At 46.5% G+C, this 20,134-nt stretch carries 16 protein-coding genes and 1 pseudogene; 2 read left to right on the top strand and 15 right to left on the bottom strand.

Annotation, left to right across the window (positions count from 1 at the left end):
* Positions 1-12 precede the first annotated feature (12 nt).
* The 6 genes from tolA to N2K84_RS17845 all read right to left on the bottom strand — a co-directional run bounded on the left by tolA (position 13) and on the right by N2K84_RS17845 (position 8,013).
* Complete coding sequence (gene tolA, locus N2K84_RS17870; protein WP_282593201.1) at positions 13-990, bottom strand: cell envelope integrity protein TolA; 978 nt, start codon at positions 988-990, stop codon at positions 13-15.
* A complete protein-coding gene (locus N2K84_RS17865; RefSeq protein ID WP_282593200.1) occupies positions 990-1,397 on the bottom strand; it encodes an ExbD/TolR family protein in 408 nt (135 codons plus the stop codon). Before N2K84_RS17865 ends, tolA begins: the two co-directional genes overlap by 1 nt.
* A 5-nt stretch (positions 1,398-1,402) precedes the next feature.
* A complete protein-coding gene (locus N2K84_RS17860; protein WP_282593199.1) occupies positions 1,403-2,098 on the bottom strand; it encodes a MotA/TolQ/ExbB proton channel family protein in 696 nt (231 codons plus the stop codon).
* Positions 2,099-2,199: 101 nt separating this feature from the next.
* Positions 2,200-3,579: a sodium:proton antiporter NhaD gene (nhaD, locus tag N2K84_RS17855; protein ID WP_282593198.1), complete on the bottom strand. Its 1,380-nt coding sequence runs from the start codon at positions 3,577-3,579 to the stop codon at positions 2,200-2,202.
* A gap of 193 nt (positions 3,580-3,772) precedes the next feature.
* Positions 3,773-4,408 carry a histidine phosphatase family protein gene (locus N2K84_RS17850; RefSeq protein ID WP_282593197.1) on the bottom strand — a complete coding sequence of 212 codons (636 nt, stop codon included), beginning with the start codon at positions 4,406-4,408 and terminating at the stop codon, positions 3,773-3,775.
* Entirely contained in the window at positions 4,405-8,013 is a 3,609-nt protein-coding gene (locus tag N2K84_RS17845; RefSeq protein WP_282593196.1) for a BamA/TamA family outer membrane protein, read from the bottom strand. The genes N2K84_RS17850 and N2K84_RS17845 overlap by 4 nt, the downstream gene beginning before the upstream one ends.
* 54 nt (positions 8,014-8,067) lie before the next feature.
* On the opposite strand from N2K84_RS17845, the gene N2K84_RS17840 reads away from it, so the two are divergent.
* Positions 8,068-9,225: a Pycsar system effector family protein gene (locus N2K84_RS17840; RefSeq protein ID WP_282593195.1), complete on the top strand. Its 1,158-nt coding sequence runs from the start codon at positions 8,068-8,070 to the stop codon at positions 9,223-9,225.
* 16 nt (positions 9,226-9,241) lie between these two features.
* Here N2K84_RS17840 and N2K84_RS17835 read toward each other — a convergent pair whose 3' ends face one another.
* The 7 genes from N2K84_RS17835 to N2K84_RS17805 all read right to left on the bottom strand — a co-directional run bounded on the left by N2K84_RS17835 (position 9,242) and on the right by N2K84_RS17805 (position 17,028).
* Complete coding sequence (locus tag N2K84_RS17835) at positions 9,242-10,318, bottom strand: adenylate/guanylate cyclase domain-containing protein (RefSeq protein ID WP_282593194.1); 1,077 nt, start codon at positions 10,316-10,318, stop codon at positions 9,242-9,244.
* A gap of 486 nt (positions 10,319-10,804) precedes the next feature.
* Entirely contained in the window at positions 10,805-11,101 is a 297-nt protein-coding gene (locus N2K84_RS17830) for a TolC family protein (RefSeq protein WP_282593209.1), read from the bottom strand.
* 374 nt (positions 11,102-11,475) lie between these two features.
* Complete coding sequence (locus N2K84_RS17825) at positions 11,476-12,702, bottom strand: ABC transporter permease (RefSeq protein ID WP_282593193.1); 1,227 nt, start codon at positions 12,700-12,702, stop codon at positions 11,476-11,478.
* Positions 12,703-12,707: 5 nt separating this feature from the next.
* Complete coding sequence (locus tag N2K84_RS17820) at positions 12,708-13,889, bottom strand: ABC transporter permease (protein ID WP_282593192.1); 1,182 nt, start codon at positions 13,887-13,889, stop codon at positions 12,708-12,710.
* A 1-nt stretch (position 13,890) separates the two neighbouring features.
* On the bottom strand, positions 13,891-14,877 hold the full coding sequence (locus N2K84_RS17815) for an HlyD family secretion protein (protein ID WP_282593191.1): 987 nt from the start codon (positions 14,875-14,877) through the stop codon (positions 13,891-13,893).
* Positions 14,878-14,913: 36 nt separating this feature from the next.
* Positions 14,914-16,440 (bottom strand): TolC family protein, encoded by a 1,527-nt coding sequence (locus N2K84_RS17810; protein WP_282593190.1) that lies wholly within the window; start codon positions 16,438-16,440, stop codon positions 14,914-14,916.
* 9 nt (positions 16,441-16,449) lie between these two features.
* Positions 16,450-17,028, bottom strand: coding sequence for a TetR/AcrR family transcriptional regulator (locus N2K84_RS17805; protein WP_282593189.1), 579 nt, complete (start codon positions 17,026-17,028; stop codon positions 16,450-16,452).
* 309 nt (positions 17,029-17,337) lie between these two features.
* Between N2K84_RS17805 and N2K84_RS17800 the strand changes: the two are divergent.
* Positions 17,338-17,743: pseudogene (locus tag N2K84_RS17800) on the top strand (transposase); the annotation flags it as partial.
* Between the two features lie 60 nt (positions 17,744-17,803).
* On the opposite strand, the gene N2K84_RS17795 reads toward N2K84_RS17800, so the two are convergent.
* Both N2K84_RS17795 and N2K84_RS17790 read right to left on the bottom strand, forming a co-directional pair.
* Positions 17,804-19,075, bottom strand: a complete 1,272-nt coding sequence (locus N2K84_RS17795) for a replication-associated recombination protein A (RefSeq protein ID WP_282593188.1) — start codon at positions 19,073-19,075, stop codon at positions 17,804-17,806.
* A 12-nt stretch (positions 19,076-19,087) separates the two neighbouring features.
* A partial coding sequence (locus N2K84_RS17790; RefSeq protein WP_282593187.1) for a tetratricopeptide repeat protein occupies positions 19,088-20,134 on the bottom strand: 1,047 nt, incomplete at its 5' end.

Below are 20,134 nucleotides of genomic sequence, written 5' to 3'. Positions count from 1 at the left end.
CCAGCCGGAAAATTAGTCGAGGACAAACCGGTAGGTAATTGTACCTTCTTGAAGAGGTGGAGCACTGCTTGGGGCATTGAAAGTAGATTTTAAAGCGGCTTGTTTAGCTGTATTTAGTAATTCGATATTATAGTTATCAGTACCCTTGACTCCAGGTTCGGCAGAGATTACTTTACCATTTTTATCAACTATTATAGCTACGACAACAATACCATATTCATTATTCGTAGAGATTGGTTTTGGTAACCATACATATTTTCTTCCTTTCAAGCTGTACGAGGGGCCGTTACCAGAAGCTCCGTTGCCACTGCCACCTGCGACGTCATTGCTTGATCCGGCTGCTCCCGTCGGGCTTCCTTGATTACCTCCGGGAAAAGTAACTCCCTGACTCGTGCTTTTCGAATCATTGGTGCCTGCACCTCCGCTGCCGAATGCATTGGCTGCCCGGCTATTGATATCGGCGATACGCTTTTGCTCGGCTTCGCGGCGCAAGCGTTCTTCTTCTTCCTGTTTTTTTCGGGCAATCTCTGCTAGCCGTTGTTTTTCAAGTTCGGCCTGGCGTTGACGCTCCAATTCATTCAACTTGCGCTGTTCTTCCAGTTTTTTCTGGCGTTCCAGCTCTTCTTGTTTTTTGCGTGCTTCTTCTTCTTTCTTTTTGGCCGTTTCAAGGGCTACCGTTTTTTCGTAATCCTGCGTTAAAATTTCTTCCTTGGCCTGATTGGCGGCGGGCGTTTTTTCAGTCGGAGGAGGGGGCGGAACGGTTTGCTTGCGCTCTTCCTGAACCACAGGCGGACTTTGCTTTTGAGGCGCAGGAGCGGGTTCTTCGCTGCCAAATCCCTGTTCCGAATCGCCAAAATTTACCAGGATACCTTCTTCTCCCGGTAAGGGCAGCGGCGTGAAGAAACCCAATAGCAGCAATAAAATCAGCACAATCGCGTGAATGACGATCGTGCCCCAAAATCCTTCCTTATGGTCTGAAAAGTAGCTCATTAATTTTCGGGTGCGGTAGCTAAAATCATTTTGTATTTGTTGCGCTTGGCAATATTCATAATTTTCACCACCTGTTCAACAGGCACCGACTTGTCGGCATGAAGGGAAACATAAACGTCATCGATGTTGCCGATACTTTTTTGCAAGGCTGGTTCAATTTCGTGAAAAGCGATGCGGTTCAGTTTGCCGTCCACGTTGATGTAATATTTCAGATCTGAGGTAATTGAAATGGTGGTAATTGGTTTGGCAGCCGTTTGATTGTTGCTTTCGGGCAATAGCAGTTTCAGTGCGTTGGGGGCAATCAGTGTGGAGGTGACCATAAAAAAGATCAGCAACAGGAACACGATGTCCGTCATGGACGACATGCTGAAACTGGCATCAACCTTACTCCTTCGTTTTAAAGCCATTGTTTTTATTTTGCAGGTTCATTCAACAAATCCAGAAATTCAGATGTAGCGGCTTCCATTTTAAAAACAACCTTTTCCACATTCGAAACCAAAATATTATAAGCAAAGTAGGCGACAATACCCACAATCAGCCCGGCAACAGTGGTTACCATGGCCTGGTAAATACCAGAAGAAAGCAGGGTCACATCGATGTTGTTCCCGGCGTTTGCCATATCGTAGAATGCCTGAATCATTCCCATTACGGTTCCCAGGAACCCGATCATGGGTGCTCCTCCGGCAACGCTGGCCAGTACAGGCAGGCCTTTTTCCAGTTTCGAAATTTCGAGGTTGCCAATGATTTCGATGGCTGCATTTACATCTGACATGGGACGGCCGATACGGGTAATCCCTTTTTCAATCATCCGGGCAGTCGGCGTATCCTGCGAGCGGGCCAAGCTTAACGCAGCATCAATTTTTCCCTGGAAGATATAGTCTTTAACTCTTTCGAGTAGAGAATTGTCCACTTTCCCGGCTTTTTTAATGGCAAAATAGCGGTCGAAAAAAATGAAAACTGCAACCAGCGAAAGGGCAACAATCGGGATCATGATCCAGCCGCCTTTCAGGGCCAGATCAAAAAAACGGGTGACGATTCCATCGGGCTGGGTGGTTTGTGCCAGTGCTTCAGTGCTTTCCGTTACCGGGGCCGATACTTGTAATAGCATGTAATTTAGCATAGATCTGTTATTTTGAAGAACACATAAAAAACGAGGTATAACCTGAATTATTATACCTCGCAAAAATAGAGAATATTTTCAATTTTGGCTTACAGGCCAAAAATAAGGTAGAAAGTAGCTGCTCCGGCCAGATAGCCGATCAGGGCAAGCAGCGATATCTTTTTCAGGTACCAAATGAAGTTGATTTTTTCGAGTCCCATGGCGGCTACCCCGGCAGCAGAGCCAATAATGAGTATGCTGCCGCCGGTGCCTGCCGTGTAGGCCAGGAAGTCCCAGAAAATACCGTCCTGTACAAAGTTGGCCAAATAACCGGTAGCGTCAGGACCCGCGATGGGATACATGCCCATTGCGCCGGCAACCAGGGGAACATTGTCAACAATCGACGAGAGCATGCCAATAGCCAAGTCAATCAGATAGACATTACCTAATTTTTCATTCAGAAATTGAGAGAGTAAATTGAGCTGACCGGCCGACTGCAACGCTGCAACCGCCGAAAGTACACCCAGGAAGAAGAGCACAGTGGGAACATCAACACGGCGCAACACGGTGGTTACCCGTAGTTTGTGCTTGATTTCCTCTGGCTTGTTCTTATGCAGCAGTTCTGAAACAACCCAGATGATCCCCAATGATAACAACATGCCCATGTAGGGGGGCAAGTGGGTGAGCCCTTTAAATAACGGTACAAACAATAAACAGGCTATCCCGATAATCAACATTAGCATTCGTTCTGATGGCGTGGTAAGCCCATTGTCGTCATCGTTTGTTTCCGGGCGGACTACCTCTCCTTTCATCGTGAATGTTAGGATGAGCAAGGGGATGACAATGCTGATGACGCTGGGCAAAATAACCCCTGCAACAATTTTCGCAGCGGTAATTTGCCCCCCAATCCAAAGCATGATAGTGGTAACATCACCAATAGGCGACCAGGCGCCACCGGCATTTGCCGCCAATACCACCATGCTTGAAAAAAACCAGCGCGTTTGCTTGTCGTCAATTAACTTACGGAGCAAAGCAACCATTACTATGGTGGTTGTCAGGTTGTCCAGCAGGGCCGACATGAAGAAGGTCAGAAAACTCAGCAACCACAGTAATTTTACCTTGTTGGTGGTTTTGATCCGGTCGGTGATGACCGTGAAGCCATCATGGTGATCAACGGTTTCGACAATCGTCATGGCCGCCAGCAGAAAGAAGAGAATTTCGCCAATTTCACCCAGATGGTTGATGATTTCGTGCTCAACAATAAATTCGCGAATGGCTTCGGTCGTTTGGCCCAACCCGTGCATCGACGAAAATGCCGACCATGACGGGCTGTAGCCGAGGGCAAGAATTTGGTCGCCCCCTAATATGTAAATTACCCAACAAAGTGAACCAATAATTAAAGCAGAAGCTGCTTTGTCAACTTTTAAGGGATGTTCGAGCGCAATGGCCAAATAGCCCAGCACGAACACAAGGATCATAAAAACAAACATAGAATGAGAATTTGGTGGATTGTAAAATAAGGCGTCAAATTTAGTGTAAACCAGCCCACGTTGTTCTTTGAATGTCGAGAAATTGAAGAAAGAAAGATTTAATTAATATTGGGAGTGAATGCCCCGGTATTCCGGCTCTTCGTTAGGATAGGAACCTGGCCCAAGTTGTAAAATCTTTCATTGAAAGTCCATGTTAATCATTAATAGTGAGTTTGGAAACAGCCAGGTTTTTATTGCCCCCGTTGATTTCGGCATTCCATCCGCGTTTTTTAAGTTCGCGGCGCATTTCGGCAATCAGGTAGCCGTGTGCAACCAACACAATGCGTTCGTGTTGTAGCGATTGTTTTTCCAAAAAGTCGACAGCTTGCTTCATCCTTTTCCGGGATTCGATCCGGCCTTCACCTTTGTTGTTCAGGTATGTAAGCCAGAAAAACCGAGATAGCCCTGTCCAGGCCGGGTAGGGTAGCAGTAGTACAGGCACGGAAATCATACCCAATCGATACTCATTAAAAAGTGGATTCGATCTTAGGCTGTCAGACGGTAATAAGATCTGTGCGGTTTGCTTGGCCCGGGGCAGGGTGCTGGTTAAAATTGTCAGTTGTTTATCCGGTAACAGCAGGCGGACCGGTGCCGGATCAAAAGTGACAATGGGCAGTTCGTTGTACAACTCCAGCAAGTGGGCCGCTTTGTGCGAACTGCATAGTACCGGTTTTTCCATCGCAACAGGTGCATGTCTGATCAGGTAAATCTCGCGAGGAGTGGTATTTTCGTCACTGGCCCATGTTCCTATTGCCAGCAGTGTTCCCAGAATGATCAATAGTGTTTTCAAAATTTGAAATTTAGAGTTGCCTGTACCATTTGGTCTTCGCGGCTCCAATTATAGCTGGCTGTAAAAATAGTCATTCCGAAAGGAGAAAGCCAAAAGCCGGCACCGTAACCTTTGTGCCAGCGGCTTGAATGTTCGCCTGATAGCCAAACCCGGCCCGAATCGTGAAATCCCAGTATGCCTATCTCTCCATTTAAAAGATAGGAGGAGAAGTTGAATAGTTTAAAACGGAGTTCTGTGTTTTGCCAGATGGCGCCATCGCCGTAAAAACGGTCGGCCAGGTAGCCGCGCAGGTTAGTTTTTCCGCCCAGTTTGGCGGCTTCGGCAAAATAATAGTTGCCGAATAATTTTGTACCGCCCAAACGTATGGCAAGTACAGTACGCGGATCTTTTGTGAAGCTGAGATAGGCCCGCAGATCGGCATTTATTTTTGCGAAATGTTCGTTTTCGCCGTTAAGTTGAATGTATTGACTGGCTCCGGTAGAAAAGCGGTAACCCCGACGCGGGTTATTTTCGTAGTCGAGATTGGAGTATGTATATTGCAACGCAAATCCGGTGTGCCATTGCCCCGACAGGTCTTCAGGTTGCAGTCCATTATGCTCCAGGTCGGCAATAAAACGGCCATGATAAGCCTCCACATCAGAGTGGTTTATGAAAGCTCCGGCACGGAGCTCATGTTCGTTGGTTTGTCCATTATCCGAAGGCTGAAAGGCCGTTTTTCCCCAGCGTTTGCCAATGGCGTAATTCATGTATAATTGATTGATGCGGAGGCGGTAGTGCTGGTCGCCCAAGGCATCGTCTTTTATGATTTTGTTTCCCATGCCAAAATAGTTCATGGCATAATCGGGCGCTTTCAGTTCAATGGTGGCGTGGTGGTCAAAGCCTCCGGCCTGGCTCATCGACTGGTAATTGTACAAAGCATTAAAAGCAGTAGTCCGGCTAGCCAGGTTGGCCTTCAGCGTGTGCGTATCGTGCCGGCGAAATTTGAAGTTGTTGAAAACAGGTCCGCCACCGATAAAAACACCATCATCCAGGTTATAGCCCGTAAAAATTCCCGGACTGACCACATTGTGATGAAAGTTCATCCGATTATACTCGTTCATCATTTTGCAGTCCGAGAGATGAGGCTTCAGATTTGTTTTTCCCTGAAGGACTACGCCGGATCTTGTATCGTACACGTGGATGTTTTTTCTTCCATATTTTGCGGTTGATTGGTTCAAAAAGAAATCTTTCCCCTTTCCACCGATAACCCTGATCTTAATTTTATTGCCCGCGTTTCCTTCAATTTCAAAAACATCCTTCCCGTCCAGGCCGTAAAGTCTGATTTCGCGGGTTTCCTCAGCCGAGAAGGTCCGTTGGTAATAAGGAGGTTTGTCGTTCGAACGGTACAGGCTGATTTCTGTTTCGTTATTTTCTTTTTGCTTTATGTTGAAGATGTCATCTTCGTTTGTTCCAACAATATCGACGATTTTGGCCAGCGAAAGGTAATGCCTTCGGGCCATTTCTTCCAGGTTTTCTTTTCTTTTTAATAGAATTTCAGCCGTTTGTTCGGCACAATAGGGCTGCACTTCTTTGGGAAAAGCCAACACAGCTGTCCGGATATTTTCCTCAGTCAGGCGAGTTTTAAGTGAATCGACCATCTTTTTCCAGTCCCTCCAGTCAGGTTCGGTCAGAAAAGTCCGGTCAAAATAGCGTGCGTTGAACGTGAGCCCGTCCATATTTTCGGTGGTGGGTGTAAAACCCTGAATTTTGGGCATTAGCCACTTTCGGGAAACCAACCACGGGAGAATACCTTCGTTTACATAGAACGCCTGATCGCGGTCGCGTGGAATCGGACGGTATCTGATTTGTCCGTTTTCGTTGAAGCTGGCCCAGCGCCATTGGTCATCATGTCGGTCCCAATCATTGATAAACGTATCAAACAAACGGGCTTCCAGCACGGCTTGCTGGTCCACGCGGTGTTCGGGAGAATCTTCGATTTCTTCCAATACATCATCAGTGCCAACAATGTGTGATGAGTAGCCGAAGCTTTTTTGGTCGGACCAATCTCCATCTGGTCGTTCTTCATACAAGAACAGTCTTCCTGCCAAATCTTCCATGTATTCGCCTAAGCGGGGATCGCGCGGTACGTAAACAATTTTGGGATTGGTGTGCATCAGTCCGGCAGCATCTGCTAATTGCGCAACTACCAGCGAGGCATATGGGTTTGAGGCCGAAATATTGTCTTGCACCACATCCACGGCAAAAGTGTTTCTGACTTCGTCAGGCAAAGCTCCTTCCACAAATTTCTCTATGGATCGCAGCGTGTATTGCTGCCCGTTGTTTGCCTCCAGGCGCAGCGATTGCGTTTGCTGGCCACCACCCCGCTTGACGATTTCCAGTCCGCCGTGCTCTCTCCCAACATCGAAAACCGGGACTTTTACCGGCTCTGCCCACACGTCGCGGTAATTTTTGCCCATCCATTTCCAGCCTCTCTCCGGAATTTGATATTGGCGGCTGGCCTCTTTCAACATGCTGTCAGGCAGCAACTCGCTAATTGTATGTGTTTTTTCTTCAACTTGTTCCGCTTGGTATGTGTAAAGGGTGGTTTCGCAGTCGGGCTCGTGTAACCGATCAAGGGGAAGGAACTGCAATTTTACCTGGCCATCAGCACAAAAGTCGAGGCGTACCAGTCCGGGGCTTTGACTGCTGCAATTTGTTTTCTTATTTTTGAGATACCTGCCGCCAATCAATGAGCCGCCAATTATATAGTGAATGTTGTTTTCACTGAAATATTGAAAGTTTCGCTCGTGCGAAGATGCATAGATTACGTTGGGGAATTCCAGGAGTACAGCGTTCAAATTCTCCCGAAACGCAGCATATTCCGGATGGGCCAAGTCGAGCCGGGTGCCCAGAGTTTTGCGATAGACGGCAACCGGGAAGGCCAGCAATTGTTTGGCCAGCGGAAAATATCCGCCAAATTCGCCATACGAAACTACCGGATGATAACCGGCCATCACCACCTGTTTGTTCCTGTTCAGCCGTAACAAATCGCGCAGGTTGGTCCAAAAATCTGATTCGTTTTCCAAATCGCATTTGCCGAAACGGGTATCGAATGGGTGCAGCCACCATTGTGTGTCGAGCAGAATGATGGTTAGCGAGTCGTTGACCGGCACCTCCAGTGGGCCTGGACAGCCCCAGTCGGGCATGTAAACTTCTTTGTTTTTCAAATGCGTGTGAATGGTTTTGTATTCCCATTTAATCATCTCTTTTCCGTTTGGTGTGCCAAAGGACCAGTCGGTCCAGCCAGGCACAAAGCAAATAGGCCCGTTAAATTGCCGAAGCCGATCGAGATGAGGATGGGCTTGCTTGTTTTCCAAATTTTCGGAAAAGACCTCAGAAAGACTGGGGTATAGGTTGTTTCCCAGGAAAATTACGCCTTTCTTATTGTTGTTAAAGTTGATGATTGTTTCCAGCAAAAGCTGGTGTTCCGGATCGGTGTTTTTAAATTTACCGCAATTCCCGATCATGAACAAGCTAAACGAAACCTCTCCGTTACTATTGTTTGTTTGTGCGAAGGGCCTGTAAATGCTTGTAAAAGCGATTAAAAAAAGGAATATTTTTTTCATTTTTACAAAAATAATAAACGCAATTTTGTGTTAGCAAAATTAAAAACAGCTGCTATGGATATTGTTGACAGAGCCAAACTTTTTGTGATTGATTTTTTTGAAAACCATCACGACCGGAAATTAGTTTTTCATACGCTGGGGCATACGATGACAGTTGTAAAGCAGGCTGCTCTGATCGGTGAAAACGAACAGCTTAGCGATACCGAATTGCAAGCGGTGTTGGTGGCTGCCTGGTTTCATGATACCGGTTACCTGATTTTGCAGGAGAATCATGAAGATGCCAGTATCAATATTGCCCAATCGTTTTTCGAAAAAAACGCTGTACCTGAGGACTTTGCCCGCCATGTGGTTCAATGTATCGAAGCCACCCGTCGGGAAACGGTTCCCGAAACCCTGGCCGAAAAAGTGATTCTTGATGCTGATATCTCGCATGTTGGTCATGAAAATTTTATTTCTATTTCGAAAAAATTACGCAAAGAGCGGTCGTTGTGCCAGGATTGTACCATTCCTCAGAAAGACTACTGGCAAGAAACACTTGAGTTTTTGCAAGGTTTACGTTTTTATACCCAATTTGCCGTGGATCATTTTCATCCGGTAAAGGAACAAAACGTGGAGAAAGTAAAGAAAATACTTGCTGATCTTTTAGAAAAAGCAAACAAATCGACTACTGATTCAAGGGAGCGCTCTACTGCCAAAGGAATTGAATCGATGTTCCGCCTGACTGCCAACAACCAGATGCGTTTAACTTCCATTGCCGATAAAAAAGCGAATATTCTGATCTCCATAAATTCAATTTTAATATCTGTTTCAGCCGCCGTGGCTTCACGTCATCCATTTTTTGAGGGGGAACTAGTCCCTGCTGTTGTTGTGCTTTTTGTTTCCAGCCTGGCATCGCTGGTATTCGCCATCCTTTCGTGCCGACCCAAACTGAGCTCGAAAAAATATGGTGAAGCCGATTTGAAAGAACGTAATGTGAACTTGCTCTTTTTTGGGAACTTTCATCAAATTCCGTATCAACAATACGATTCGGCGATGAAAGAAATGATGGATGATTACGATTATTTGTACACCAATTTGATCAAAGATCAATATTATTTGGGGCAGTCGTTGTTCCGTAAATTTAAGTTGCTACGCACGGCATACAACATCTTTATGTTCGGTTTTGTGCTTGCTGCCGTTGTTTTTGTGTTCAGCTATTTCATGAATGCCTAGTAGTAAGTGTCATTTTTTAGCTTTCAGTGTCGGGCTCGATGGCACAAATATCTACATGCTTTTGTTTTCCGATTAGCCTGTCATTGGTAATCCATTCAATTTTATAACCCGATGATACCAAGCTGAATTTTTGGGAAAATGCCCGCGTAACGAGTAATCTTTTGCCATAACTCTTGCATAGCTTCTGAATGCGCGCAGCCGTGTTCAGCACATCGCCGTGAAAGGCAATTTCACTTTTAACGGTCCCCACTTCCGAAACCATAATTTTACCGGTATTGATTGAGGCAGCAAAAGCAGGGATGAGGCCAAATTCGTGCATGAAAACATCGGCCTTTTTTCCCAGTATCTCGGTGAATTCGTAATAGAAATCCACCGCATAGCGGAAGTTTTGAGGTTTGTTGGCCAACCAGCTTAAAACGACTTCGTCACCCACAATCTGATATTGCATGGCCCTGTATTTTATTTCAAGCAGGCCAAGCGGTTCGAAACAATGCTGCAGGAAAGCGCTGTATTTTTGGTGCCCCAGAATTTCGGCAATGCGGGTCGATGAGATCAGGTCGATAAAAATAAAAATACGGTCTTCTTCTTTGGGCACCCGGTAATAGCCCGAAATGATGCGCAAAAATCCTTCGAACCCAACCTTTTGACGGATGGCTTTAAAAAAGTTTATGAAGGAGGATATCAGAATGCCAACCAATAGCAGGTACAGGGTTACGCGGTTCAGGAAAAAGGATTTGATCAGATCCAGGTATTCGCTCAAGTCCCAAACTGGCTGATTGTGATAATGATAAATAGAAATAATAAGAAGGACGAAAATTAGCAAAATGATCAAGGAAATAACCCTGAGTGCGAAGATGATGCCTAAGCTCCTTTTTGTTAGTTGTTTGTATAGTAGAACGTCTTCGAGTAACCACGAACTGAATGCTACCAGAGAGGCAATGGCGGTAATCAGCAAACCATTTTTGTAGGTAAGCTGGAAGATTTTTGCACCGGTGGTGCCCAGCGTAGGATTGACGAGGTAATTTAAAAAACGAAAATCCGTAATAAAATATTCCAGGCTACCAGGTTGAAAACCAGCCGGTAAAAAAGCCATGATATTTTGTGCTTCAGATTATCTGATTGATTTATTCTTCTATGGTTCTTCATTTTTTTGTTTTCACCAGTTTGCAACCAAGCGTTAGCGAACGAAAGTTTACGAGCACCAATCTGTTTTAATTCTGTTTTAGCCAATTATTCCGGGACAAAAATAGCTCGGAACACGGCAATAGCCCATGGTAATTAGGTAGGGCAATTTAGAAAAAGATTGAAAAAATCTGACACAACAATTTAAAGTAGTCGGTGAATTATAATTCGATGTGGGTTAAATGCTTTAATAATAGGGTTTTAAATTGAGTTTTAGGTTTGGCTTAGAACACGCCTAACGGAAGATGCATTTTTAAGATAAAGCCCCTGCCACCAATGGCTTAGTGGATTTTATTGCAGGGGCATGACCGTTTCCAGCTTCTAATACTTTAGAGGCTCAGTTGAGCAACCGACTGTTTGTAATTAACTTGTCTGATCTGATAAGTACTTTTGGCATCTACCAGGCCATTTTGCGATTCCTTAAAAAAATAGCTTGTGCCTCCAGTAAATCTGAGGTTGACAGGATACCGGCCTCATAATTGTCGGTTACTACCTGCAGGTGTTCCCTGGCCTGGCTGGCCAGCGATTCGGCCACGCTGATCTGTTGATAACTTTCAGTGAGCTCTTTGTAAGCTTTTTCCATTTGCAATTTCAGTAGTTCCGATTTTTCATTCAGGTTGTTGCGGGCCGCATCATTCTTTAATTCGTGTTCTTTCAGCTTGTATGAGCCGCCCCACCAGTCGGAGATGGGGATGGACAGTGTTGCGAAGGCAATTCAGGAACTGGTTCGGCAATTGATTTTCAATAAATATACAGCAGCAAAAACAATAGTGGGATTGCTATGCCCTGTTGTCAAAAAATGAAGGTTTTAGAACAAAAATAGCCGGATATGATAAAAATGAACTTGTTTTTACATTCCCCATCACGATTTAATGCAATTTTTAGTAAATCCAACAGACAAAAATGAGATCCCGTAAATTATAATGTCCGATTCTCTAGCTGATGAATAATGCGGGTTAAATAGTATAGCACTCGGATGAAGGGATGGTTATTGTTATGGGTTGTCTCTTCTTCTTTTAAAAGGATGGCCACACCGGGTTAGTGGCCGGTTTCAGTTATTCTTTAACATTAGCCAACAGACTGCTGTGCGGCGCGGTTTTGGTTTCGCCGGTCGATGTAAACCCGCAAAAAGAAATAACCGATGGTTAGCGCAGCATAGCTGGCCGCTTGCAGGTACAGGCTGATGGTTTCCGATTTCACATGAGCCAGATCCACTCCCATCGTGCGCAAACGCAGGTATGCGGGGATGGCTGTGGTGCCCGGTAAAATTTTCGACAGGCCCACCAGCCACTCGGGCATGGCATTTACGGGCCACGAAACGCCGCTCAAAAATAACGCGATGGGCGAAAGGAACATCATAAACACGATGGCCGACTCGCGGTGCTTCAAGAAGGTTGACAAACCGATGCCGAAGAAGATCACGGCCAGTAAAAACGGAAACAGCAGCATCAGGATATCGCTCATGTAGCCTTTGTCGGGGTAATGAAACCAGTGGTGTACCAGCACCACCGCCAAACAAATGTTAAACGCCGAAATAAGCAGGTAAGCACCCACGCGCCCCAGAAGATGAGGCAGGATTTCGCGGTAACGTTGCTGCTCGGGAAGAACAAAAGGCGAAGCTTTCGACTCGGAAAAGGTGCCTCCCATAATGCCGATACCAATCAGCAGGGTTTGCTGGATAATAATAAGGATCATGCCCGGCATGATGAAACTTCCGTACGCTCCCGTAGGAATATACAAGGTGTGCGACTGTATGCTCAGTGGTGAAGCCGCCACTTTGGCCTGGTGCAGCGATTTCCCTTCGGCCACATAATGTTTCACGGCCACGCCTCCGTTAAAGTAGCTGTTTACAACCGAAGCGGCCGAATACATCGTTTTATATTTCAGCAAATAACTGCCATCGGCATAAACCGCGACGTTGGCTTGCCTGCCCGAAACAACATCTTGCTGAAAATCCTTCGGAATAAGGATCACGCCGTTGATTTTATTGGCCAGAAACAATTCCTCGGCTTCTTTTAAACTCAAAGGTTTATACGTCACCTGTATTTCTTGCGTGGCATCGAGCATACCGGTATATTTGCGGCTGGTTGTGGTCTGATCCAAATCAACCACGCCAACGGACAGGTCGGTGAGTGTTTCGTTGAAATAACCAAACGAGTAAACCAACGGATAGATCAGCAAAGCACCGATCAATATCAGCAGGGCGCCACTATCGCTGAAAATGGCCTTCAATTCTTTGGTAAAATGAATGGCAATGAGCTCGATGCTGTTTGGATTCGCTGTGTTTTTCTTCATGATGATTAAAGTTTTCCCCAATGATCGGGATTGGAAAGGCTTCGTTTGTACGATTTAAACGAAGCAAAGCCAAGGAGCATAAAAACCAGGATGTAGCAAAGATAAGGCAAGGCCTCGCGGAGGGGCGCGCCCCGAAGTGATTGTGAAATCACGATCTTTTCCCACCAGGTAAACGGAAATATTGCCGTGGCGGCCCGTGCCAAAGCGGGCATGCCTTCCATCGGGAACGTTAAGCCTGCAAACGTAACGCTCATCATTAAATAAGCTCCGCCAATAGACAACGACAAGCGCATGTTGCGGGTGACCGACACGATCATCACCCCGAGCAGCTGATACACCACGATGGTGATTAATTGCGCGATAAAGAGGAGCAGAAAGCTGCCGTTGACGGGCATTCCTTCTACCACATACAACAAATAGGCAATCAGCATGGCAAATCCGGCAAAAATCACCGTGTATGGCAGGGCTTTTCCGGCAACGGCCAAACGGACACTGTTGCCGCTTGCCTCCAGCAGGCTTAGTCCGGTGCCGCGCTTCAGCTCGTTGCCAAACGAGTATACTGAACTCATAAAAGCGAACAAAAACAGGATTAAATACAGCATGGCCGAGTTGAGGAAGTACCCATAGTTGGCGTATGGGTTAAACAACACGTGCTTTTGGATGCTCACCGGCATAACGCGGACCATCGCTTGCTCGTGGTTGTTGCCCGTCATGCCCAGTTTCTTTAGCTGAATGCCCGCAGAGTAAGTCGTCAGCGTGGTTAACAACGAACGTTGCACAATGCCGGCCACCGTCACGTTGGTGCCATTGATATATACCGGCACGGGCGATTCAATGCCCTGTAAAATGTTTTTATGAAGGTTGTCGGGCAGCACCACGATGCCTTGTACCAGTCCTTTTTTCATCCATCCTTCAGCTTCCGACAAATCGCTGGTTGCAGCTACCACCGCTACGTCGGGCGAGGCATCGATGGCATGGCCAATTTGCATCGAAAGCGGGGTATTGTCCTGGTCGACAATAGCCACAGGCAAGTCCCTGGCTACTCCCTGCTGAAAAATGTAGAACAACAGCAAAATGCCAATCAGCGGGCCACCAAACAGCAAAAACCGATAGGCCGGGTTGTGCCTGATGCGTTCGGCTTCGCGTTTAATGACCGACAGGATCGGATGGTTTATCAGCGTTTGCATTTTATTCTTTTTCGGGTAAGATAACAACAGCGGTCATTCCGGGACGAAGACCTTCGATTTTGTTTGCCGGCCGGGCTTCTATTTCAAATGATTTTAAATCGAACTGTCCCGAAGTTTTGGTGGCGTTCCAGCGGGCAAAATCGGCCGTTGGGCTGATGTAGCTTACTTTAAAGCTGAAGGTTTCGTTGCCCAGTCCGGGGATTGTTGCTTCGAAGGTGCTTCCCATCGGGAAATGTTTCAGGTAATCTTCGCGAATGTATAAGGTTACCCAGATATCGTTCAGGTCGAGCAGGGTCACTACCGGGAATCCGGTTGGCACTAACTCGCCTTCTTCCACATGAATGCCCGATACTTCGCCGTCGGCAATGGCATTGATGGATGTTTCGTTCAGGTAAGCCATCACCTCGGCAATGGCGGCATCGGCACGCTTCACCATGGCTGCCGCGGCGGCTTTGTCTTCTTCACGAGCGCCCTTTTCGGCTTTTTGCCAAATGGCTTTGGCAGCATTGGCCGTCTCGCGCGCTGCTTTCATGCGGGTTTCGGCTTCATCGCGTTGCTGCGCGGGAACTACTCCGTCGTTAAACAGGTTTTCAATCCGGGCAAAGGTTTTTTCGGCAAATTGAGCGGCTGCTTCGGCCTTTACGTAGGTACTGTAGGCTGCGGTAATGTCTTCTTCCTGCGCGCCGTTCTGCGCCTTGCGGCTTTGGGCGTCGGCAGCCGAGCGGGCAGCGTTGGCGTTGGCTAATTTGGCGTCGATCTCTGGGCTGTCGATCGAAAACACAAAGTCTCCTTTTTTAACTTGTTGTCCTTTTTCAACGGCAACCTCTTTTACTCTTCCGGGCACTTTCGAGGCGACATTGTATTCCTGTGCTTCCACTTCGCCTTGCAAAACAACCGGCCGGGGCTTCATGACAGTAATCAGCGTGTACACAATAAAGGCAACGATGGCTACCAATACAATGATCGTGGTTAAAGTTTTCTTATTCATTATGCTTGTTTTTTATAGTTACGTGTCGATGGGTGATTATAACGAACCGGTGATCACATTTTCGTTTTTCGCGTAAAGCACGAACTGGTCGGGCACGCCGGCTGTTTGCAGGAAATAGGCCAGGGCCACATCGTACTGGAACATAACGTTCAGTCGCTGTGTTTTGACGGCCATTACCTTGGTGTTGGCCTCCACAACGGTTGTCGAGGTGGCAAATCCTTCTTTAAAAGCTTTCGTGGCACTCGATTGGTACTCGGTGGCCAGTTCGAGTGTGGTCTCGAGTTCGTTTTTCTGCTCGATTTGCATTTGCAGCTCGTGAAACAGTTTCACCAGATAGGCTTTCAGGTCGTCGTTGGCTTTCTGCTCGGCGTAAGCTACCTGATTGTGGAGGGTTTCGCTGGCACGCAGGTTGTTTTTGCGGGTCATCCCGTTGAAAAGGGTCCAACGCATGCCTACACCAACCGTCCAGTCGGGCATATAGGGCGAAAAATCTTTGTCAAGCAGGTTGTAGTTTCCCAACGCGGCAATGGAAGGCAGGTATTCGTTCTTTTCTATGGTGTGTTTAATATCGGCCAGTTCTTTTTTCTGCTGAATTTGGTTCAGCTGGGGGTTCAGCTCTTTCGCTTTGTCGATCCAGCTTGCCAGTCCGTTGATTTCGGGGTTGATGAACAAATTGCTGGCTGGAATGATTTCCTGTACCGAATCGTTGGCCAACGTGGCATTTAAAGCTGTGCGAAGGATCTCCACATAGCGTTTGGCTTTTTTAAATTCGCGATCGGCTTCGTTGCGGGCTACTTCGGCATGCAGCAATTCCACGCGGGCAATCATCCCGTTATCGAAAAGCTTTTGCGCATCCGAAAAGTGGTTCTCCATGCTGGCAAGCATTTCCCGACGCAGGTCGACCACTTGCAGCCCCAACGCTAATCCGTAGTAACGGGTCACCAATTCGGTGAGCAGCAGCCCTTGGGTGTGTCTCAGCTCCTCCTGGCTGATGTGCAGCTGGGCATTGGCGGCTTTATTGGCGCCGTTAATCTTGCCCCCGGCAAAAATTGGTAACGAAAAGGTAGCCGACACCAGGGCGAACTCTTCTTTCTGGATGGTTTGGTCCCAATCGGCATTTTTGATGTGTTCGCCCGCTTCGAGCAGTTGCCCGCGCACGGCCTGGGTGCTGATTGCATCGGGGAGGGGTGGCATCACCCCGTTTGTGGCCGGATCGGGGTTGGGCACACCAGAAAACACGCCGTAGGTACCCAGTGTTTCGTACAGCGGCGCAATGGCCTCGCCCACCGGGGTCAGGTCGAGGTGAAGCGGGTCGGACATGGCCATCGCCTGAGCGTTTAACGTGACGGTTGGCAGGCGATAGCCTTTTTTTGACTTCAGCTCAAATTCTTTCTGGCGGATTTCTTCTTTCTGACGAAGAAGAGCCGGATTTTGCTTTAACATCTGTTGCATGGCCTGATCGAACGTCAGCAACAGAGACGGCTCTTGCCCAACCACCGCCATGCTGACTGTAAGCAGGGCTAAAAGCAGGGGCAGGATCCCTTGTTTTTGTCTTGTTTTCATGTGATGCTGTTATTTTAATATTTTCAGAAATAGGTTCAGTAAATGACTGGTGTCGTCTTCGGTGATTTGTTCCTGTTCGGCGTATTTATACTTCTGGTTGATGAACTGGGTCGTCATTATAAAGAGAATCAGGTACAAATCTTCAACGGTTAATTGTTTGTCCAGGCTGCCCGAGTTGATCCCGACGGTGCGTATGGTTTCAATAAAGCGAAGATTCTTTTGCCGAAGGTCGTTGTCGATCACAAAGTTGTAATCGTTGGTGAGCACATACAAAAATTTAACTTTAATCGGTTCCGAATTGGCAATATCAACAAAGTGGCGGACCATCTTTTCGATAATCTTGCCAAAAGGGGTGTCTTCTTTTATCAACTCGTCGAACTTGCTGAAAACTTCCAGGTAAACTTCCTGCAAAATGGCGTTAACCATTTCGTATTTGCCCTTGTAGTGCATGTAAAAGTATCCCGACGCCACTTTGGCATCTTTGGCAATCAGCGCGGCCGATGCTCCGCCAAAGCCGTACTCTACTACTAATTTCATCGTCGACTGCTTGAGCCGCTCCACCTTATTTTGATCGGTAATTCGTGCCATTTTTGCTGAATAATAAATGAATGTTCATTCATTAATGGTGCAAAAGTAAAAACTTTTTCCATTGGCAAAAATTTGTTGGCAAAAGAATTTACGTTGATTCACGACTATCCGAAATTTAAAAAAATAAAAGTGCCTGAGAATCTCAAATTTTTGTAGCTGACAAAAACAAACAGAAATAATGAAACTTCACAGGCGAATTAAAATAATAAAAACCCATTATCCGGCAGGTTTTAGATTTAATCCCAGCGTTCATATTGCTTAATTCGGTGAGAAAATTTCAACCCAACAAAGGCGGCCATGAATACAATACTTACGACCAGTTCCACTGTGAGCCTTTGTTTGAGACTCTTTGATTGGGCAAAGTTCCTAACAGCTAAAGGTGGGTTGGAAATCCACACCGTTTGGGACGATACCTTGGGGCTTCCAGATTGTTCAATATTACTGAAGCTAAATACATGGCAGTAAGAGATTAGAAAATCAGATATACCCAAAAGGAACGAGATACTTTAAATAATGAATTGATAAAATTCACCCGCAAAAAAAGCAAAAAAGCTGGTCTTGAAGTTAAAGCATTCCGGTTAATTACGGTTTACAAAGCCGATGAAAACAAAGTTATCCGAATAATTACCAATCAGTTAGATTGGCAGGCCAGGCCAGAACAGTAGCCGACTTATACAAAAAACGCTGGGGCATAGAGATATTTTTGAAACTGGTATTCAGATCTTGTTGGAGACATATTTGATGCTTAAATCGCTGCTGGTTACGTTATTTAAGGCTAATATCGCTTGCTCCACCAGGCTTTTAGTCGTTCCAGTATTTTTAGTTCCGATGCGTTGTTTTGCGGTGTATAAAACCGTTCTTTTTTAATTTTTTTCGGAAGAAACTCCTGTTCCGCAAAGTTGCCATCGTAGGCATGGGCATATTTATAGTCTTTTCCATAGCCCAGGTCTTTCATCAACTTGGTGGGCGCGTTGCGGATATGCAGCGGAACCGGCAGATTTCCTGTGCGCCTGACCAGTTCCTGCGCTTTTCCAATAGCTTCGTAGGCCGAATTGCTTTTGGGCGAAGTGGCCAGGTAAATGGTACACTCCGATAAGATAATCCGTGATTCCGGGGGGCCAATCTGATGAACGGCATCGAAGGTGCTTTGTGCCAGCAGCAGAGCATTCGGATTGGCCAGGCCAACATCTTCAGCCGCCAGTATAAGCAGCCTTCGGGCGATGAATTTGGGGTCTTCGCCACCCTCGATCATTCGGGCCAGCCAGTAAACGGCCGCATCAGGGTCGCTGCCGCGAATGCTTTTGATGAAGGCCGAAATGATGTCGTAATGCATCTCGCCATTCTTATCGTAAGTGGCCAGGTTGTTTTGCAGCCGGTCGGTCACCATGTCGTTGGTAATTACAATCCGGTCGCTTTCCTCCGCGTTGACCACCAGTTCGAGCACATTGAGCAGCTTGCGTGCATCGCCACCCGAGAAGCGTAATAACGCCTCGTATTCTTCCAGTACAATTTCTTTATGTTTTAGCCGGCTGTCTTTGTTGATGGCCAACTCCAGTATTTTCAGCAGATCCTCTTTTTCGAGCGATTTCAATACGTAAACCTGGCAGCGGGATAGGAGGGGGGAAATCACTTCAAAAGAAGGATTTTCGGTGGTGGCTCCTATCAAGGTCACCAAGCCTTGTTCCACGGCGCCTAACAGCGAATCCTGCTGCGCCTTGCTGAAACGGTGTATTTCATCGATAAACAGGATAGGATTGGGGCGATTAAAAAACTGTTGTTTCTGCGCTTTGTCGATAACTTCGCGAACGTCTTTTACGCCCGAACTGATGGCACTCAGAATATAAAACGGACGGTCGAGCGTGTTGGCAATAATTTTGGCCAGGGTCGTTTTACCGACTCCCGGTGGTCCCCATAAAATGATGGAGGAAATGTTGCCCGACTCAATCATTTTACGCAAAACTGCCCCTTTCCCGACCAGGTGATCCTGCCCGATGTAATCGTCGAGTGATTTTGGCCGCAAACGTTCGGCAAGGGGTTGTGAACTCATCGTATATGTGTTTTAGTTACAGTACCTTTTTATGACGTTATAAGCCTCGGCAATTCCCAATTCGCCTGCTTTACTCAGGTCGGCTGCGCCACCGTCCACATCGTCCAGGTAAATTTTTGTCAGGCCCCGGTTAAAGTAGGCTTCGGCAAAATCAGCCTGCAACTCAATGGCTTGGTTGAGATTGCGGATGGCTTCGTCGTAACGGCCCAGCTTGCAAAGAATGTAAGCCCGGTTGTACCAGGCAAACGGAAACCCGGGACTGATGTTTATGCAGGCTTGGTAATCATTTAAAATATACTGGTAGTCGGTGATCGATTCTTTTTTTGTTGTTCCCCTGTCATTGGCGGATCCCAGTGGAATGGTCAGATCTTCCGAAAAGTCGGGTAACGATTCGATGATTTCTACCATTTTTGACCGGCAGTTTGCCCGGCTGAAATATGCCAGCAGGCTTTTATCGTTTAATGAAAGGGCCTGGTCGAAATCGGCCATCGCTTCGTTGTAGTTATCTGTCAGGAAATTGAAAATGCCCCGGCTGAGATAGTTCTGCGGTGCTTTGTTATTTTTTATTTTTTCGTTGAAATAGAGGATGTTGTTCCTGTAACTTTCAGTAAATTCATTTGTTTGGCGGTTGGTAATGTTCAGCAACGGTGTGTAGTTGTTGAAACTGTTTAGCTCTTCCAAGGCCAGGTTGTAATACTGGAGCCGTTCATAATCAACGGCATTTTCGCTGAAGGATGCGATTGTAAATATTTTTTGTAGCTCAATAATGACATTTTTATTTTGAATTCGACCATCATTCACATCTTCTTCATTCATGTTTGGTAAGTTTCGGTTGTCGGCCAGCGAAAGCCTGAACCGGCGGCGTTCCCGTTGTTCGGCACTTTCTTCCTGTTTGGTATTTTGAGTTGTTGCTTGCTGATTTTGCGAGTTGCCATTCAGTTGATTGTTTTGCTGGCCAGATGAGTTGGAAGCAAGCGTTTGTTGTTGTTGTTGTTGTTGTTGTTGTTGTTGTTGTTGTTGTTGTTGTTGTTGTTGTTGTTGTTGTTGTTGTTGTTGTTG

The sequence above is a fragment of the Gaoshiqia sediminis genome, from assembly GCF_025907915.1.
Taxonomy (GTDB): Bacteria; Bacteroidota; Bacteroidia; order Bacteroidales; family Prolixibacteraceae; genus Gaoshiqia; species Gaoshiqia sediminis.
Note: the sequence above shows the minus strand (reverse complement) of the source record. Positions and strands in the feature narration are given on the sequence as shown.

What these genes read in the sequence shown, in the direction of transcription:
- nhaD (WP_282593198.1), bottom strand. Translation starts at nt 3,579, where the DNA reads ATGTTTGTTTTTATGATCCTTGTGTTCGTGCTGGGCTATTTGGCCATT.
- N2K84_RS17805 (WP_282593189.1), bottom strand. Translation starts at nt 17,028, where the DNA reads ATGGCACGAATTACCGATCAAAATAAGGTGGAGCGGCTCAAGCAGTCG.
- N2K84_RS17820 (WP_282593192.1), bottom strand. Translation starts at nt 13,889, where the DNA reads ATGCAAACGCTGATAAACCATCCGATCCTGTCGGTCATTAAACGCGAA.
- N2K84_RS17825 (WP_282593193.1), bottom strand. Translation starts at nt 12,702, where the DNA reads ATGAAGAAAAACACAGCGAATCCAAACAGCATCGAGCTCATTGCCATT.
- N2K84_RS17840 (WP_282593195.1), top strand. Translation starts at nt 8,068, where the DNA reads ATGGATATTGTTGACAGAGCCAAACTTTTTGTGATTGATTTTTTTGAA.
- tolA (WP_282593201.1), bottom strand. Translation starts at nt 990, where the DNA reads ATGAGCTACTTTTCAGACCATAAGGAAGGATTTTGGGGCACGATCGTC.
- N2K84_RS17815 (WP_282593191.1), bottom strand. Translation starts at nt 14,877, where the DNA reads ATGAATAAGAAAACTTTAACCACGATCATTGTATTGGTAGCCATCGTT.
- N2K84_RS17845 (WP_282593196.1), bottom strand. Translation starts at nt 8,013, where the DNA reads ATGAAAAAAATATTCCTTTTTTTAATCGCTTTTACAAGCATTTACAGG.
- N2K84_RS17795 (WP_282593188.1), bottom strand. Translation starts at nt 19,075, where the DNA reads ATGAGTTCACAACCCCTTGCCGAACGTTTGCGGCCAAAATCACTCGAC.
- N2K84_RS17860 (WP_282593199.1), bottom strand. Translation starts at nt 2,098, where the DNA reads ATGCTATTACAAGTATCGGCCCCGGTAACGGAAAGCACTGAAGCACTG.
- N2K84_RS17835 (WP_282593194.1), bottom strand. Translation starts at nt 10,318, where the DNA reads ATGGCTTTTTTACCGGCTGGTTTTCAACCTGGTAGCCTGGAATATTTT.
- N2K84_RS17810 (WP_282593190.1), bottom strand. Translation starts at nt 16,440, where the DNA reads ATGAAAACAAGACAAAAACAAGGGATCCTGCCCCTGCTTTTAGCCCTG.
- N2K84_RS17865 (WP_282593200.1), bottom strand. Translation starts at nt 1,397, where the DNA reads ATGGCTTTAAAACGAAGGAGTAAGGTTGATGCCAGTTTCAGCATGTCG.